Raw genomic sequence first — 14,925 nt, forward strand, 5'->3', positions numbered from 1 at the left:
AGGGAACTTAAGCGGACTTCGCGATCAAACAAGCTTGTGTGTGGGCAGGGCATAATGCCAACCGGGTCACAAGTTTCAGACCAGCGGTTCAAGCTGCACCCGCCACAGCCGACAACCTGAAGACAGGAGACCTTTATGTTGCCACCCATGCTTCCTCTGAGCGCGGTACCCGTTACCGCGCAACAGGATCCGGTCCGCCCGCGACCGGACATACCGCCCGTGGTCCCCGTGCAGGAAAGCTCCAACGAAAGCACCATCGACCTGCAAAAGCGTGACCCGGAAGAAACCGCGCTGCTGCTGCGCGAGGAACAGCGTCGCAAGCATGAGCGCGAGAGACGCCGTCGTGAAGCCGATGAAGATCCTGAGGAGCACCTGGCTATACCCGGGACGGAACTGAACGCCGATAACACCGTGCCGGTTGTGCCGCTGGTGGAGGGGGAGTCGCGCCAGGGCCTGTGGGTCGATATTCAGATCTGATCCAGGCGAACCGAGCCGACAGGCTGGTCAACTTCGACGACAGCCCGCATCATTGGGCGCATCCGCAACTCACGTACGATGCCGACACGCCATGAGCCACGAAGACAAGCTGGTTGATCTTAGCGCTGAGCGCGCCAAGCGCGTTCACGACCTCAACGAAAAGCGCCTCAATGAAGTCCGCCAGGCGTTCGAGCAGGCGATGCCGTTGGGCAAGCCGAAGAAAAAAACCAAAAGCAAACCGAAAAAGCGCTGACCCCCCTCGATCCATTGATGCAGATCAGTTATTCCCCCTCCTTTTCGCTCAGTCACGAGCGTTATTGACGCCGGTCAATTTTTATCCAGGCCTGATTGGTTACCTTGGCTCCAACGAAACAAGGGCAAGACCAGGAGGCCAGTCATGTTTATCGATAATGTGGTGTTTGCCGGAGTGTTGACGGTCGGCCTCATGTTCGTGTTTTTCGCAGGTTTTGGATTATTCATCTGGAAAGACGCACACAAGCGCAAGAAGCCGTAAATCTTTCCAGCGACAACGAGCACGCAAGGCATTTTGGGCGACTTCGGTCGCCCTTTTTTTTTGCGCCGCGATTGTTGGGCTTACAAAATCACTGACCTAAAAAAAAGGTGCGAACCGCAAGGGACGCACCTTTTTACGTGCCGCTGGAAATCAGCTGCCGATGGCTTTGGAGGCCAGCCAGAACAGTGCGGCAGACAAGGCCACCGTGGCCGGCAGGGTCAACACCCAGGCCAGCAGGATTGTCTTGACCGTGCCGCCTTGCAGGCCGCTCTTGTTGGCGACCATGGTGCCCGCCACGCCGGAAGACAGCACGTGGGTGGTGGACACCGGAAGGCTGAATATATTTGCCGCGCCGATCATGCAGGCAGTGGTGATCTGGGCGGACATGCCTTGGGCATAGGTCATGCCTTGCTTGCCGATCTTCTCGCCGATGGTCAATACCACGCGTTTCCAGCCGACCATGGTGCCCAGGCCGAGTGCCAAGGCGACCGCCAGGATCACCCAGAATGGGGCGTATTCGGTGGTGGCGGTCAGGTCCTTGCGCAGCTTGTTCAGGTCGTCTTTTTCACGCGCCGCCAGCCCAGGCAACTTGCCGACTTTTTTCGCCGTGTCGTCGAGGCAGAGCAGGTAGCGACGGACTTCGATGCGGCTTTCCGACGGCAGCGAGTGATAGTCCGCCACGCCTTTGAGGGTGTCGAGCAACGCATTGATGGTCGGTTCGGTCTGCTGCGGGTTGCAACGGAATTTCTCCGGCAGGTCGCCTTCGACGCTTTTGCCCAAGGCCAGGAACTCGCCGAGGGACTCGTTGTTGCGCTTGTAGAACTGGCTCAGGTGCAGGGTCGCGTCGCGAGTGCGCTCGATCTGGTAGGTGGTGCTGTTCAGGTCGAGTACGAACTGCGCAGGCACGATACCGATCAATACCAGCATGATCAGGCCGATGCCTTTCTGGCCATCGTTGGAGCCATGGACGAAGCTCACGGCCATGGCGGAAATCACCAGCACCAGGCGGTTCCAGAATGGCGGATGCTTCTTGTCATCAATCTTGCGGCGCTGTTCCGGCGTCTTGTGCATCTTCGACAGCGGACGCCACCATTTCAGGCTGATCAACACCAGGGCCGCGATCAGGAAACCGGCCATCGGCGAGAACACCAGGGAGGCACCGATGTCGATCGCTTTCTGCCAGTTCACGCCGTCGCCCAACGGAATATCGTTGATCAGGGCGTTGGCCAGGCCCACGCCGAGAATCGAGCCGATCAGCGTATGGGAGCTGGAGGCCGGAATACCGAAGTACCAGGTGCCCAGGTTCCAGGTGATGGCCGCTGCAAGCAGCGAAAACACCATGGCCAGTCCGTGCCCGGTGTTCACATTGATCAGCAACTCCACCGGCAGCAAGTGAACGATGGCATACGCCACGCCTACGCCGCCCAGCAGTACGCCGAGGAAATTGAACACACCGGAAAAGAACACCGCCAGGTGGGGCGGCATGGCTTTGGTGTAGATAACAGTGGCAACCGCGTTAGCGGTGTCATGAAAGCCGTTGATGAACTCGAAGGCGAGGACAAAAGCCAGGGCGAGCAAGAGGCTCACGAGCACCCAAGCATCCAGTCCGCTGAATAAATCGATCATGAAGGTTTTCTGACCCGGTCATAAGGGGGCGCGATTATGCCAGAAAACCGCGTTAATCGATGCATTGCCTGCTCATCGGTAACATTCTTCTACGAAATAACCGTGAGCAAACCTGTCCGGTCCCGGTGAGCCATCAGGAGCGCAACCCTTTGTTTAAAAGGCCAAATGCCCTGTGGGCAGGGTTCGCATCGAGATGGGAAGGGAGTAGGAATAGTCGTACGAAAAATCCAAAGCAGGACCGGCAATCAAGCTCTCCGGCCGATGGTGGAAGAGCACAACGGCCCGCTTTTGGCGGGCGCTCGATGCCGAGGGCCGGCCTGGGTGACGACCGGACACGGTAAGCAAGAACGTCCAGCCCGAGCGTTAACCCTCTTCGGCCTTGAGTTCTTTTTCGATCTTCTGAAGTTCCTGGCTGAAAGCCTGGTCCTGAACGGTGGCGCGTTTACGCCAAGGTTTGCGTTCCGGTTCTGGTTGCGCGGCGTAAGTGGTGATTTCCCCGCCGTAAACTTCCTTGTAACGTTGTTCCTGGCGCTCAAGTTCCGCGCGCAGTTCTTCTTTCGTCACAGTATTACCTAATGAGTTGAAATTAATCTGGTGATACGCACTGCATGCAGACATGCAGACGGCCACGGCACCAGAGCTGATAGCTGACGTAGCATCAGGGCTTCGGATATTGCCGATACAGGGGAAGCGGTCATGGGTGCTTCAGGCACCGGCTTTTGGCACAACAGAGGCTCACTGTGATGCCGGAGACGGGCAAGCCTATTGGCCAAACCGTCACCGAACGCATTATAGCGGTCTGCCTGAAGAACACTATCAGTAAAAGTTGAACCGTACGTTGCCTTGTGTGAAGGGATGTTTGTATGTACTAGTTATGTCAAGAGAGTTTCAAGCTGTACCACAAGTTCAATATCGCTCCATCTGTTCAAGGCAATCGCGACGCCGTCCTGTAGTTTCATACGCCAGTAAGACGAGGCGAATCAAAAGGAACAAGCCGGGGGAGGGCGTTGCGATTATCGGTCGGCGGTTCGATAATCGAACGGTCTTGGCGTTAGACCCTTGCCTGTCCGCCCGGCAGCCGCTTGTAATAACCGTCATTCCAGAGGATCCGACATGAACGACCAATTGCGCAACGCCTTCACGTCAGTCGCGCCGCCGATCGTTGCCTCGCCGGCCAAGCGGATCCAGGCCCTCACCGGCGACCCGGATTTCATGACATCGCTGGCCCGTGGGCTGGCCGTGGTCCAGGCGTTCCAGGAGCGCAAGCGGCACTTGACCATCGCCCAGATCAGCCACCGCACCGAAATCCCCCGCGCCGCGGTCAGGCGTTGCCTGCACACCCTGATCAAGCTCGGCTACGCGACCACCGATGGGCGTACTTATTCCCTGTTGCCCAAGGTGCTGACCTTGGGCCATGCCTATTTGTCCTCGACGCCCTTGGCCGTTTCCGCCCAGCCGTACCTGGACCGCATGAGTGAACAACTGCACGAAGCCTGCAACATGGCGACGCTCGAAGGCGACGATATTCTCTACATCGCGCGGTCGGCCACCACCCAGCGGCTGATTTCCGTGGACCTGTCCGTGGGCGGTCGCCTGCCGGCTTATTGCACGTCGATGGGCCGGATTTTACTGGCGGCCCTGGACGATGCTTCGCTGCGCGATTACCTGGACCATGCCGACCTGCACGCCAAGACCAGCCGGACATTGCACACGCCCGAGGCGTTGCTCGAATGCTTGCAGGAGGTTCGCCAGCAAGGCTGGTGCATCGTCGATCAGGAACTGGAACAAGGCCTGCGTTCGATCGCCGTGCCGGTCTATGACGCTTCGGGTCAGGTTGTGGCTGCGCTGAACGTCAGCACCCACGCCGGGCGGGTCAGCCGCAACGAGCTGGAACAACGATTCTTGCCAGGCTTGCTCGGGGCCAGCCGGGACCTGAGCGCGCAGTTGTTCACTTAAGCTGTTCGATAAACGCACACAGTCGGCTGCGCTGAATTGACGGTGTTTGCTCGGGCTCATTAATGTCGCGCAGCGTCATCTGGCGTTTCTTGCGTGGAATAAAAATAAAATGAACCAGCCCCAGACTTCCGTAGGCACTTGCCTCGATGTGCAGTCCTTTATCAATGCCCAACCCATCTCGCGCTATCAATGGCGGGTGGTGATTCTGTGTTTCCTGATTGTTTTCCTCGACGGCCTCGACACGGCCGCAATGGGGTTCATTGCGCCGGCACTGTCCCAGGATTGGGGGATCGATCGGGCCAGCCTTGGCCCGGTGATGAGTGCGGCGCTGATCGGCATGGTATTCGGCGCATTGGGTTCGGGCCCCTTGGCGGATCGCTTCGGGCGAAAAGTCGTGTTGGTGGGCGCCGTCGTGTTGTTTGGCGGGTTCAGCCTGGCGTCGGCATACAGCACCAACGTCGACCAGTTGCTGGTGCTGCGCTTCCTCACGGGCCTGGGCCTGGGCGCCGGGATGCCGAACGCCACCACCTTGTTGTCGGAATACACCCCGGAGCGCAAGAAGTCGCTGTTGGTCACCAGCATGTTCTGCGGCTTCAACCTCGGCATGGCCGGCGGCGGGTTCATCTCGGCCAAGTTGATCCCGGCTTTTGGCTGGCACAGCCTGTTGATGATTGGCGGAATCTTGCCGCTGATCCTGGCGGTCGTGTTGTTGTTCTGGTTGCCGGAATCGGCGCGTTATCTGGTGGTGCGCAACCGTGGCACCGACAAGGTGCGCAAGACCCTGGCGCCGATTGACCCGCAGACCGTCGCCCAGGCGGCAAGCTTCAGCGTCCCCGAACAGAAGACCGTGAAGGCGCGTAACGTGCTCGCGGTGATTTTCTCCGGCACCTACAGCGCCGGCACCTTGTTGCTGTGGCTGACGTATTTCATGGGGCTGGTGATTGTCTATCTGCTGACCAGTTGGCTGCCGACCCTGATGCGCGACAGCGGAGCGAGCATGGAACAAGCCGCGTTTATCGGCGCGTTGTTCCAGTTTGGCGGCGTGCTGAGCGCAGTGGGGGTCGGTTGGGCGATGGATCGGTTCAACCCGCACAAGGTCATCGGCATTTTTTATCTGATGGCCGGGCTGTTTGCCTACGCGGTGGGGCAGAGCCTGGGCAACATTACCTTGCTCGCGACCTTAGTGCTGGTGGCCGGCATGTGCGTCAACGGCGCTCAGTCGGCGATGCCGTCCCTGGCGGCGCGTTTTTATCCGACCCAGGGCCGGGCCACTGGCGTTTCCTGGATGCTCGGCATCGGCCGGTTCGGCGCGATTCTCGGTGCGTGGATGGGCGCCACGTTGTTGGGCTTGGGCTGGAATTTCGAGCAGGTCCTGACCGCATTGGTGGTGCCCGCAGCCCTGGCGGCCACGGCGGTGGTGATCAAGGGCATGGTCAGCCATGCGGATGCGACCTGAGTTATTCACCTGCACGAAACGCTGGGTCCGCACCTGTGGCGAGGGAGCAAGCTTCCCTCGCCACGGTTTTAGTGTGTTTTCGAGTTAAGGAAATATCAATAGCCAAGCAACAATCTGTTCGATAAACGAACACTTAGTCGATTATCGGATTGTTTTGGCGTTATCCCGAAGCTTAATCTTCAGGCATTCCGGCGCCGAACCTCGCGCCTTTTTCTTCATGTCGGTCTACTGGAAAACGGGAGCCTGCCCCATGGCTGAAATCCTTTCGCTGCACGACGCGGTGAAGCAATTCGTCAACGACGGCGATACCGTCGCGCTTGAAGGCTTCACCCACCTGATCCCGACGGCGGCAGGTCATGAAATCATTCGTCAGGGCAAGAAAGACCTGACCTTGGTGCGCATGACGCCTGACCTGATCTACGACCAGTTGATCGGCGCCGGTTGTGCTCGCAAGCTGATTTTTTCCTGGGGCGGCAACCCTGGCGTGGGTTCCTTGCACCGGCTGCGCGATGCGGTCGAGAAGCAATGGCCGCATCCGCTGGAAATCGAGGAGCACAGCCACGCCGACCTGGCCAACGCCTACGTTGCTGGCGCCTCCGGCCTGCCGTTCGCGGTGCTTCGGGCCTACGCCGGCTCCGACCTGCCGAAGGTCAATCCGCTGATCAAGAGCGTGACCTGTCCCTTCACCGGTGAAGTGTTGGCCGCTGTGCCTTCGGTACGCCCGGACATCACCGTGATCCATGCCCAGAAAGCCGACCGCAAGGGCAACGTGCTGCTGTGGGGCATCCTCGGCGTGCAGAAAGAAGCCGCCCTGGCCGCCAAGCGCTGCATCGTCACCGTCGAAGAAATCGTCGACGACCTGAACGCGCCGATGAATGCCTGCGTACTGCCGACCTGGGCATTGAGCGCGGTGTGCCACGTACCCGGCGGCGCCCATCCGTCCTACGCCCACGGTTACACCGAGCGTGACAACCGTTTCTACCAGGCGTGGGACCCGATCGCCCGGGACCGTGAGACCTTTACCGCATGGATCAACGAATACATCCACGGCACTCGGGATTTCAGTGAATTCCAGGCCCGGCTGGCAGCCGCTTCGCAGGTGAAACCATGACGTACTCCACCAATGAAATGATGACGGTCGCCGCGGCGCGTCGCTTGAAAAACAATGCCGTGTGTTTCGTTGGCATCGGCCTGCCGTCGAAAGCGGCCAACCTGGCGCGGCTGACCTCGTCCCCTGATGTAGTGCTGATCTACGAGTCCGGCCCCATCGGCGCCAAGCCCAGCGTATTGCCGTTGTCCATCGGCGACGGTGAACTGGCGGAAACCGCGGACACTGTCGTTCCGACCGGTGAGATTTTTCGCTACTGGTTGCAGGGCGGGCGTATCGACGTCGGTTTCCTTGGCGCCGCCCAGGTGGACCGTTTCGGCAATATCAACACCACGGTGGTCGGCGACTACCACCAGCCCAAAGTGCGCCTGCCGGGTGCCGGTGGCGCGCCGGAAATCGCCGGTTCGGCCAAGAGCGTGTTGATCATCCTCAAGCAGTCAGCGCGTTCGTTTGTCGACAAGCTGGATTTTATCACCTCGGTCGGCCATGGCGAAGGCGGCGATTCGCGCAAGCGTCTTGGCCTGCCGGGTGCTGGCCCCGTGGGTATCATCACCGACTTGTGCATCATGGAGCCGGAAGCCGACAGCCATGAATTCGTCGTCACCGCGCTGCACCCGGGCGTGACCCGTGAGCAAGTCATTGCGGCCACCGGATGGGCGATCCGTTTCGCCGACCAAGTGCAAACCACCGCCGAGCCGACCGAAGTGGAGCTGCGCGCACTGCGCGACCTGGAAGCTCGTACCGCGGCGGCCCACGGCCAGGCACCGGGAGAAGCCTGATGCGCGACGTGTATATCTGTGATGCGATTCGAACCCCTATCGGGCGGTTTGGCGGCGGTTTGTCCGCTGTGCGTGCCGATGACTTGGCGGCCGTGCCGATCAAGGCATTGATGGAACGTAATCCGTCGGTGGACTGGAGCGCGGTGGACGAGGTGTTCCTCGGCTGCGCCAATCAGGCCGGCGAAGACAACCGCAACGTGGCGCGCATGGCGCTGCTGCTGGCGGGCCTGCCGGAGAGCATTCCCGGCGTGACCCTCAATCGTCTTTGCGCTTCGGGTATGGACGCCGTCGGCACCGCGTTCCGCGCCATCGCCAGCGGCGAGATGGACCTGGCGATTGCCGGCGGTGTGGAGTCGATGTCCCGCGCGCCGTTCGTGATGGGCAAGGCCGACGCGGCGTTCTCGCGCAACATGAAGCTGGAAGACACCACCATCGGCTGGCGCTTCATCAACCCATTGATGAAAGCCCAGTACGGCGTGGACGCGATGCCGCAGACCGCTGATAACGTGGCGGATGACTACGCGGTGTCCCGCGCCGACCAGGACGCTTTCGCCTTGCGCAGTCAACAGCGCACGGCGGCAGCCCAAGCGGCAGGCTTTTTCGCCGAAGAAATCGTCCCGGTGCGCATTGCCCATAAGAAAGGCGAAACCGTGGTCGAGCAGGATGAGCATCCTCGCGCCGACACCACGCTGGAAACCTTGAGCAAACTCAAACCGGTCAATGGCCCGGACAAGACCGTCACCGCCGGCAATGCCTCAGGCGTCAACGATGGCGCGGCGGCGATGATCCTGGCGTCGGCCGAGGCGGTGCAGAAACACGGCTTGACCCCTCGGGGTAAAGTGCTCGGCATGGCCAGCGCCGGTGTCGCACCACGGGTGATGGGCATCGGCCCGGTGCCAGCGGTGCGCAAACTGACCGAGCGCCTGGGCCTGGCGGTCGCCGATTTTGACGTGATCGAGCTTAACGAAGCCTTTGCCAGCCAAGGCCTGGCAGTGTTGCGCGACCTTGGGCTGGCGGACGATGCGCCGCAGGTCAATCCGAACGGCGGCGCTATTGCCCTTGGCCATCCACTGGGCATGAGCGGGGCGCGCTTGGTCATGACGGCGCTGCATCATTTGGAAAAGACCGGCGGCAAGAAAGGCCTGGCGACCATGTGCGTTGGCGTCGGCCAGGGCCTGGCGCTGGCTATTGAGCGCGTCTGACGGGTCGTCTACTAATAAGAAATCGAGGAATGCTTCATGACTGACAAGCCTGGTTATCGTCGCCCTCAAGCGGGCACCCAGCCGGAATATTTGCACCCGTCGTACCAGTCCACCAACCTGCGCTCGCCGTCCAAGCCGTTGGTGTATTTGCCTCACTCGCTGTCGGAAATTACCGGGCCGACTGTAGGCGCCGACCGCTTGCAGGAGAAAGATCACGACCTCACCGCCCAACATGCCGGCGAGCCATTGGGTGAGCGGATCATCATTCACGGGCGCGTGCTGGATGAGCACGGCCAGCCGGTGCCGGGCATCCTGGTGGAGATCTGGCAAGCCAACGCCGCCGGTCGCTATAACCATGACCGCGACAACCATGACGCGCCGCTGGACCCGAACTTCACCGGCACCGGTCGCACCGTGACCGATGCCGATGGCTGGTATCAGTTTCAGACGATCAAGCCCGGCGCCTATCCGTGGGGTAATCACCACAACGCCTGGCGCCCGGCGCACATCCATTTTTCATTGTTCGGGCCGAGCATCCTGACGCGCCTGGTCACGCAAATGTATTTCCCCGGTGATCCGTTGCTGGAATACGACCCGATCTACAACTGCGTGCCGGACACCCGTGCCAAGGAACGCCTGATCGCCCGTTTCGCCCTGGAAAAAACCGTCCCCAACTACGCCCTCGGTTATCGCTGGGACATCGTCTTGCGCGGCCGCGAAGCCACGCCGATGGAGAAATAAGATGACGCTCAACGCCACAACATCCCACACCGTCGGCCCTTACTACCACATCGGTCTGACGTGGCTGAACCGCGAAGACCTGACCGAAGCCCAGACGCTTGGCCAGCGCGTGGCGATCACCGGGCAGGTGGTCGACGGCAACGGACAGTTCGTCAACGACGCCATGCTGGAAGTCTGGCAGGCCAACGCCGCGGGTAAATATGCACACCCGGAAGACGACCAGGACAAACCGCTGGACCCGCATTTTGACGGTTTCGGCCGGGTGCCGGTGGATGCCGAAGGGCGTTTCCGTTTCACCACCATCAAGCCGGGCACCGTGCCGGGGTTGGGCGGTACGACCCAGGCACCGCATCTTGTCGTGCTGGTGTTCGCACGCGGGCTGGTCAAGCATTTGCTGACGCGCATCTACTTCGACGGCGAACAGGCCAACGAAGCTGACCCATTGCTGGCCTGCGTGCCCGAAGAGCGTCGCGGCACAATCATCGCCAGGCCGGATGCGTCGGGCGCGTATCAATGGAACGTAATCCTGCAGGGCACGGATGCCGAGACGGTGTTCTTCGATTACTGATTGAAAACCCCCGTGGCGAGGGAGCTTGCTCCCGCTGGCTTGCGCAGCAAGCCCATGGCAGGCGACGCGGTGTATCAAAGCAGCGCGGAGCCTGGTTTTGCGACTGCTGCGCAGCCGAGCGGGAGCAAGCTCCCTCGCCACGGGTGGCAAGACTGTGGAACGGGACTGTTACCAAGTGTGTCTAGACTTGGTCAGTCCCCAACGAGTAAGTAACCCATGACCACCCCAATCAGCCACTACACCGGTGAGGAACGCAGCAAGCGCATCTTCGCCATCGTCGGTGCCTCATCCGGCAACCTGGTCGAATGGTTCGACTTCTACGTCTATGCGTTCTGCGCGATTTATTTCGCCCCGGCGTTCTTTCCCTCGGACAACCCGACGGTGCAACTGGTCAACACGGCCGGCGTGTTCGCCGCCGGCTTCCTGATGCGGCCCATTGGCGGTTGGATCTTTGGTCGAGTGGCGGACCGTCACGGGCGCAAGAATTCGATGATGATCTCGGTGATGATGATGTGCTTCGGCTCGTTGCTCATCGCCTGCCTGCCGACCTACAAGGACATCGGCGTCTGGGCACCGGTGCTGCTGTTGTTCGCGCGTTTGTTGCAAGGCCTGTCGGTGGGCGGTGAATACGGCACCACCGCCACCTACATGAGCGAAGTCGCCCTCAAGGGCCAACGCGGCTTTTTCGCCTCGTTCCAGTACGTGACGCTGATCGGCGGGCAACTATTGGCGGTGTCGCTGGTGGTGATCCTGCAACAATTTCTCAGCGAAGAAGAGTTGCGCGCCTATGGCTGGCGGATCCCATTCGTGGTGGGCGCCGCGGCCGCATTGATTTCCCTGTTCCTGCGGCGCTCCCTGAAGGAAACCAGCAGTAAGGAAATGCGCGAAAACAAGGACGCCGGCAGCATTGCGGCGCTGTTTCGCGACCACAAGGCCGCGTTCATCACCGTGCTGGGCTACACCGCCGGCGGTTCGCTGATTTTCTACACCTTCACCACCTACATGCAGAAATACCTGGTGAACACCGCCGGCATGCACGCCAAGACCGCCAGCTACATCATGACCGGTGCTCTGTTCCTCTATATGTGCATGCAGCCGCTGTTCGGCATGCTGGCGGACAAGATCGGCCGGCGTAACTCCATGCTCTGGTTCGGTGCCCTGGGGGCGTTGTGCACGGTGCCGATCCTGCTGACCCTCAAAAGCATCAGCAGCCCGTTCCTGGCGTTTGTCCTGATTACGTTGGCGCTGGCGATCGTCAGTTTCTACACCTCCATCAGCGGCCTGGTGAAAGCTGAAATGTTTCCACCGCAAGTGCGGGCGCTGGGAGTAGGGTTGGCCTACGCGGTGGCCAATGCGATTTTTGGTGGTTCGGCCGAATACGTTGCCTTGAGCCTGAAGGCCCAGGGCATGGAGAATGCCTTTTACTGGTATGTGACGGTGATGATGGTGGTGGCGTTCCTGTTCAGCCTGCGCCTGCCCAAGCAGCCGGCGTATCTGCACCATGACCTTTAAGGCTTGTTTGGTTCATTGTGGCGAGGGGATTTATCCCCGTTGGGGCGCGAAGCGCCCCTATCCGCAACTCGCTGTGTCAGGCAGATCGAGTCGACTGTTTGGGGCTGCTGCGCAGCCCAGCGGGGATAAATCCCCTCGCCACAAAGGCATCCATTTTCCGAAGGACTGTTTATGAGCGAACGACCGGGCAATCAGCTGTTCGATGCCTATTTCACCGCTCGCGACATGCGCGAGGTGTTCTGCGATGCGGGGCGGGTCCAGGCGATGCTGGATGTCGAGGCGGCACTGGCGCGGGCCGAGGCGCGGGTAGGGTTGATTCCCCAAGACGCGGTGGCGCCGATCGAGAACGCCTGTCGCGCCCAGCTGTACGATTTTTCGCAGTTGAGCGAAGCAATCGCCAGCGCTGGCAACTCGGCAATCCCGCTGGTCAAGGCGCTGGGCAAGCGCATCGCCGCCCAGAGCGCCGAGGCTGAGCGCTACGTACACCTGGGCGCCACCAGCCAGGATGTGATGGACAGCGGGTTGGTCCTGCAATTGCGTCAGGCGTTGGGCCTGATCGAGGCAGAGCTGGCGCAACTGGCGGGCACCCTGGCCCGACAAGCCGAACGCTACGCCGCCACGCCGCTGGCCGGGCGCACCTGGTTGCAACACGCAACCCCGGTGACCTTGGGCATGAAGATCGCCGGTTGGCTGGGGGCGATCACCCGCAGTCGCCAACGCTTGCGAGAACTCAAGCCGCGCTTGCTGGTGCTGCAATTCGGCGGCGCCTCCGGGACACTCGCCGCCTTGGGCGACCAGGCGCTACCGGTCGCCGAAGCCTTGGCCGCCGAACTGCAACTGACCCTGCCGGAACAGCCGTGGCACACCCAGCGCGATCGTTTGGTGGAGTTCGGCGCGGTGCTGGGCTTGGTCGCCGGCAGCCTGGGCAAGTTGGGGCGCGACGTCTGCCTGTTGATGCAGACCGAGGCCGGCGAAGCGTTCGAGCCTTCAGCGCCGGGCAAAGGTGGTTCGTCGACCATGCCGCACAAGCGCAACCCGGTGGGCGCGGCCGTGTTGATTGGCGCGGCGACGCGGGTGCCAGGCCTGGTGTCGACGTTGTTCAGCGCCATGCCTCAAGAACATGAACGTAGCCTGGGCCTGTGGCACGCCGAATGGGAAACCCTGCCGGAAATCTGCTGCCTGGTCTCCGGCGCCCTGCAACAGGCGCGGCTGCTGGCCGAAGGGCTGGAAGTGGATGCGGCACGTATGGCCCGCAACCTGGAACTGACCCAAGGGCTGGTGCTGGCCGAAGCGGTGAGCATCGCCCTGGCCCAGCGGGTTGGCCGCGACACGGCGCATCATTTGCTGGAGCAATGCTGCAAGCGCGCCGTGGCCGAACAGCGGCATTTACGTGCGGTGCTGGGAGACGAACCCCAGGTCACCGCGCAGTTGTCCGCAACCGAACTTGATCATCTGCTCGACCCGGCGCACTACCTCGGACAAGCCCAGACCTGGGTTGCCCGGGCAGTGGCCGAACACCTTGCCTTGAACGCCTGAAAGGAGATCGTTGTGGGATTGGTCAAACTCGCCGAGGGCGAACTGAACTATTGTTTTGATGAGCGGCGATTGGACGGGCCACAAGACGCCCCGGTGCTGGTGCTCTCCAACTCCCTGGGCACCGATCTGCACATGTGGGATGAACAGATCCCGGCCTTCAGCGAACACTTTCGCGTGCTGCGTTTCGACACCCGTGGCCACGGCCAGTCGCTGGTCACCGAAGGCCCCTACAGCATCGAACAGCTGGGCCGCGACGTGCTGGCGATGCTCGATCAGTTGAACATCGACAAGGCGCACTTCTGTGGCTTGTCCATGGGTGGCTTGATCGGCCAGTGGCTAGGGATCAATGCCGGCGAGCGCCTGCACAAATTGGTGGTGTGCAACACCGCCGCCAAGATTGGCGACCCGTCGGTGTGGAACCCGCGCATCGAAACCGTATTGCGCGATGGCAAGGCCGCGATGGTGGCCTTGCGTGATGCGTCGATTGCCCGTTGGTTCACGCCTGATTTTGCCGAGGCCCATCCGGACAAGGCCAAGAAAATCACCGACATGCTTGCCGCGACGTCGCCTCAGGGTTACGCCGCCAACTGTGCCGCCGTGCGCGATGCCGATTTCCGCGAGCAGTTGTCTGCGATTCGCGTGCCGCTGCTGGTGATCGCCGGCACTGAAGATGCGGTGACGCCGCCGTCGGGTGGGCACTTTATCCAAGACCGGGTCAGTGGCGCCGAGTACGCCGAGTTCCATGCCGCGCACCTGTCCAACGTCCAGGCCGGCGCGGCGTTCAGCGCGCGGGTCGTGGATTTCCTGATTGATTCTGGGCGTGCCTGAGGAGTTTTTTGTGGACGAGAAACAACGTTACGACGAAGGCATGCAAGTACGCCGCGCGGTGCTGGGCGATGCCCACGTCGATCGCAGCCTTGATGCCCTGACTGAATTCAACAGCGAATTCCAGGAAATGATCACCCGCCACGCCTGGGGCGACATCTGGACCCGCCCGGGCTTACCGCGTCATACCCGCAGCCTGATCACCATCGCCATGTTGATCGGCATGAACCGCAACGAGGAACTCAAGCTGCACCTGCGCGCCGCCGCCAACAACGGCGTGAGCCGCAGCGAGATCAAGGAAGTGATCATGCAGAGCGCCATTTACTGCGGCATTCCGGCGGCCAATGCAACTTTTCACTTGGCCGAGTCGGTTTGGGATGAGTTGGGCGTGGAATCGCGAGGTTGAGAAATACCCTGTGCGAGCGGGCTTGCTCGCGATAGCGATGGGTCAGTTGGCATCGACACCCTCTGACCCACCACTTTGGCTTACAACAAGCTGATCGGATAGCTGACGATCAAGCGGTTCTCATCGAACTCATTGACGTTGAAATCCCGGCGCATCGTCGAGTTACGCCATTTCACGTTGAGGCTCTTGAGCGCGCCGCTCTGCACGGTGTAAGCCAGT

At 61.1% G+C, this 14,925-nt stretch carries 17 protein-coding genes; 14 read left to right on the top strand and 3 right to left on the bottom strand.

The annotated features are described in order from the left end of the window. Positions 1 to 135 precede the first annotated feature (135 nt). From HU742_RS24265 to ccoM, 3 genes are all read left to right on the top strand, one after another. The gene (locus HU742_RS24265; protein WP_186635430.1) at positions 136 to 477 is read left to right on the top strand and encodes an aspartate-semialdehyde dehydrogenase; all 342 of its coding nucleotides are present in this window, start codon (positions 136 to 138) and stop codon (positions 475 to 477) included. 91 nt (positions 478 to 568) lie between these two features. Then, entirely contained in the window at positions 569 to 730 is a 162-nt protein-coding gene (locus HU742_RS24270; protein WP_186635433.1) for a hypothetical protein, read from the top strand. Positions 731 to 874: 144 nt separating this feature from the next. After that, positions 875 to 991, top strand: coding sequence for a cytochrome c oxidase subunit CcoM (gene ccoM, locus HU742_RS26935; RefSeq protein WP_030139315.1), 117 nt, complete (start codon positions 875 to 877; stop codon positions 989 to 991). 150 nt (positions 992 to 1,141) lie between these two features. On the opposite strand, the gene HU742_RS24275 is transcribed toward ccoM, so the two are convergent. Then, the gene (locus HU742_RS24275; RefSeq protein WP_186613496.1) at positions 1,142 to 2,617 is read right to left on the bottom strand and encodes an inorganic phosphate transporter; all 1,476 of its coding nucleotides are present in this window, start codon (positions 2,615 to 2,617) and stop codon (positions 1,142 to 1,144) included. A gap of 363 nt (positions 2,618 to 2,980) precedes the next feature. Further along, the gene (locus HU742_RS24280) at positions 2,981 to 3,181 is read right to left on the bottom strand and encodes a hypothetical protein (RefSeq protein WP_186613494.1); all 201 of its coding nucleotides are present in this window, start codon (positions 3,179 to 3,181) and stop codon (positions 2,981 to 2,983) included. A gap of 549 nt (positions 3,182 to 3,730) precedes the next feature. On the opposite strand from HU742_RS24280, the gene pcaR reads away from it, so the two are divergent. The 11 genes from pcaR (at position 3,731) to pcaC (ending at position 14,706) form a co-directional block, all read left to right on the top strand. Then, the gene (gene pcaR / locus HU742_RS24285; protein ID WP_186613492.1) at positions 3,731 to 4,573 is read left to right on the top strand and encodes a pca regulon transcriptional regulator PcaR; all 843 of its coding nucleotides are present in this window, start codon (positions 3,731 to 3,733) and stop codon (positions 4,571 to 4,573) included. Between the two features lie 109 nt (positions 4,574 to 4,682). Further along, entirely contained in the window at positions 4,683 to 6,029 is a 1,347-nt protein-coding gene (pcaK, locus tag HU742_RS24290) for a 4-hydroxybenzoate transporter PcaK (RefSeq protein WP_186644818.1), read from the top strand. 250 nt (positions 6,030 to 6,279) lie between these two features. Then, a complete protein-coding gene (locus HU742_RS24295) occupies positions 6,280 to 7,140 on the top strand; it encodes a CoA transferase subunit A (RefSeq protein WP_072409760.1) in 861 nt (286 codons plus the stop codon). Continuing rightward, positions 7,137 to 7,916 (top strand): CoA-transferase subunit beta, encoded by a 780-nt coding sequence (locus HU742_RS24300; RefSeq protein ID WP_186635439.1) that lies wholly within the window; start codon positions 7,137 to 7,139, stop codon positions 7,914 to 7,916. Before HU742_RS24295 ends, HU742_RS24300 begins: the two co-directional genes overlap by 4 nt. Continuing rightward, the gene (pcaF, locus tag HU742_RS24305; RefSeq protein WP_186644826.1) at positions 7,913 to 9,118 is read left to right on the top strand and encodes a 3-oxoadipyl-CoA thiolase; all 1,206 of its coding nucleotides are present in this window, start codon (positions 7,913 to 7,915) and stop codon (positions 9,116 to 9,118) included. Before HU742_RS24300 ends, pcaF begins: the two co-directional genes overlap by 4 nt. A 36-nt stretch (positions 9,119 to 9,154) precedes the next feature. Beyond that, positions 9,155 to 9,859, top strand: coding sequence for a protocatechuate 3,4-dioxygenase subunit beta (gene pcaH / locus HU742_RS24310; RefSeq protein WP_186644820.1), 705 nt, complete (start codon positions 9,155 to 9,157; stop codon positions 9,857 to 9,859). A gap of 1 nt (position 9,860) precedes the next feature. Beyond that, a complete protein-coding gene (gene pcaG, locus HU742_RS24315; RefSeq protein ID WP_186644822.1) occupies positions 9,861 to 10,427 on the top strand; it encodes a protocatechuate 3,4-dioxygenase subunit alpha in 567 nt (188 codons plus the stop codon). A 216-nt stretch (positions 10,428 to 10,643) separates the two neighbouring features. Further along, positions 10,644 to 11,939: an MFS family transporter gene (locus tag HU742_RS24320; protein ID WP_186644646.1), complete on the top strand. Its 1,296-nt coding sequence runs from the start codon at positions 10,644 to 10,646 to the stop codon at positions 11,937 to 11,939. Between the two features lie 171 nt (positions 11,940 to 12,110). After that, complete coding sequence (locus tag HU742_RS24325) at positions 12,111 to 13,475, top strand: 3-carboxy-cis,cis-muconate cycloisomerase (protein ID WP_186644647.1); 1,365 nt, start codon at positions 12,111 to 12,113, stop codon at positions 13,473 to 13,475. 12 nt (positions 13,476 to 13,487) lie between these two features. Next, entirely contained in the window at positions 13,488 to 14,303 is an 816-nt protein-coding gene (gene pcaD, locus HU742_RS24330) for a 3-oxoadipate enol-lactonase (RefSeq protein WP_186644648.1), read from the top strand. Between the two features lie 10 nt (positions 14,304 to 14,313). Further along, a complete protein-coding gene (gene pcaC / locus HU742_RS24335; protein ID WP_186613476.1) occupies positions 14,314 to 14,706 on the top strand; it encodes a 4-carboxymuconolactone decarboxylase in 393 nt (130 codons plus the stop codon). Positions 14,707 to 14,786: 80 nt separating this feature from the next. Here pcaC and HU742_RS24340 read toward each other — a convergent pair. Beyond that, positions 14,787 to 14,925 (bottom strand): OprD family outer membrane porin (locus tag HU742_RS24340; RefSeq protein ID WP_217828419.1); only part of this gene is annotated, 139 nt, incomplete at its 5' end.

The sequence above is a fragment of the Pseudomonas marvdashtae genome (assembly GCF_014268655.2).
GTDB classification, from domain to species: domain Bacteria; phylum Pseudomonadota; class Gammaproteobacteria; order Pseudomonadales; family Pseudomonadaceae; genus Aquipseudomonas; species Aquipseudomonas marvdashtae.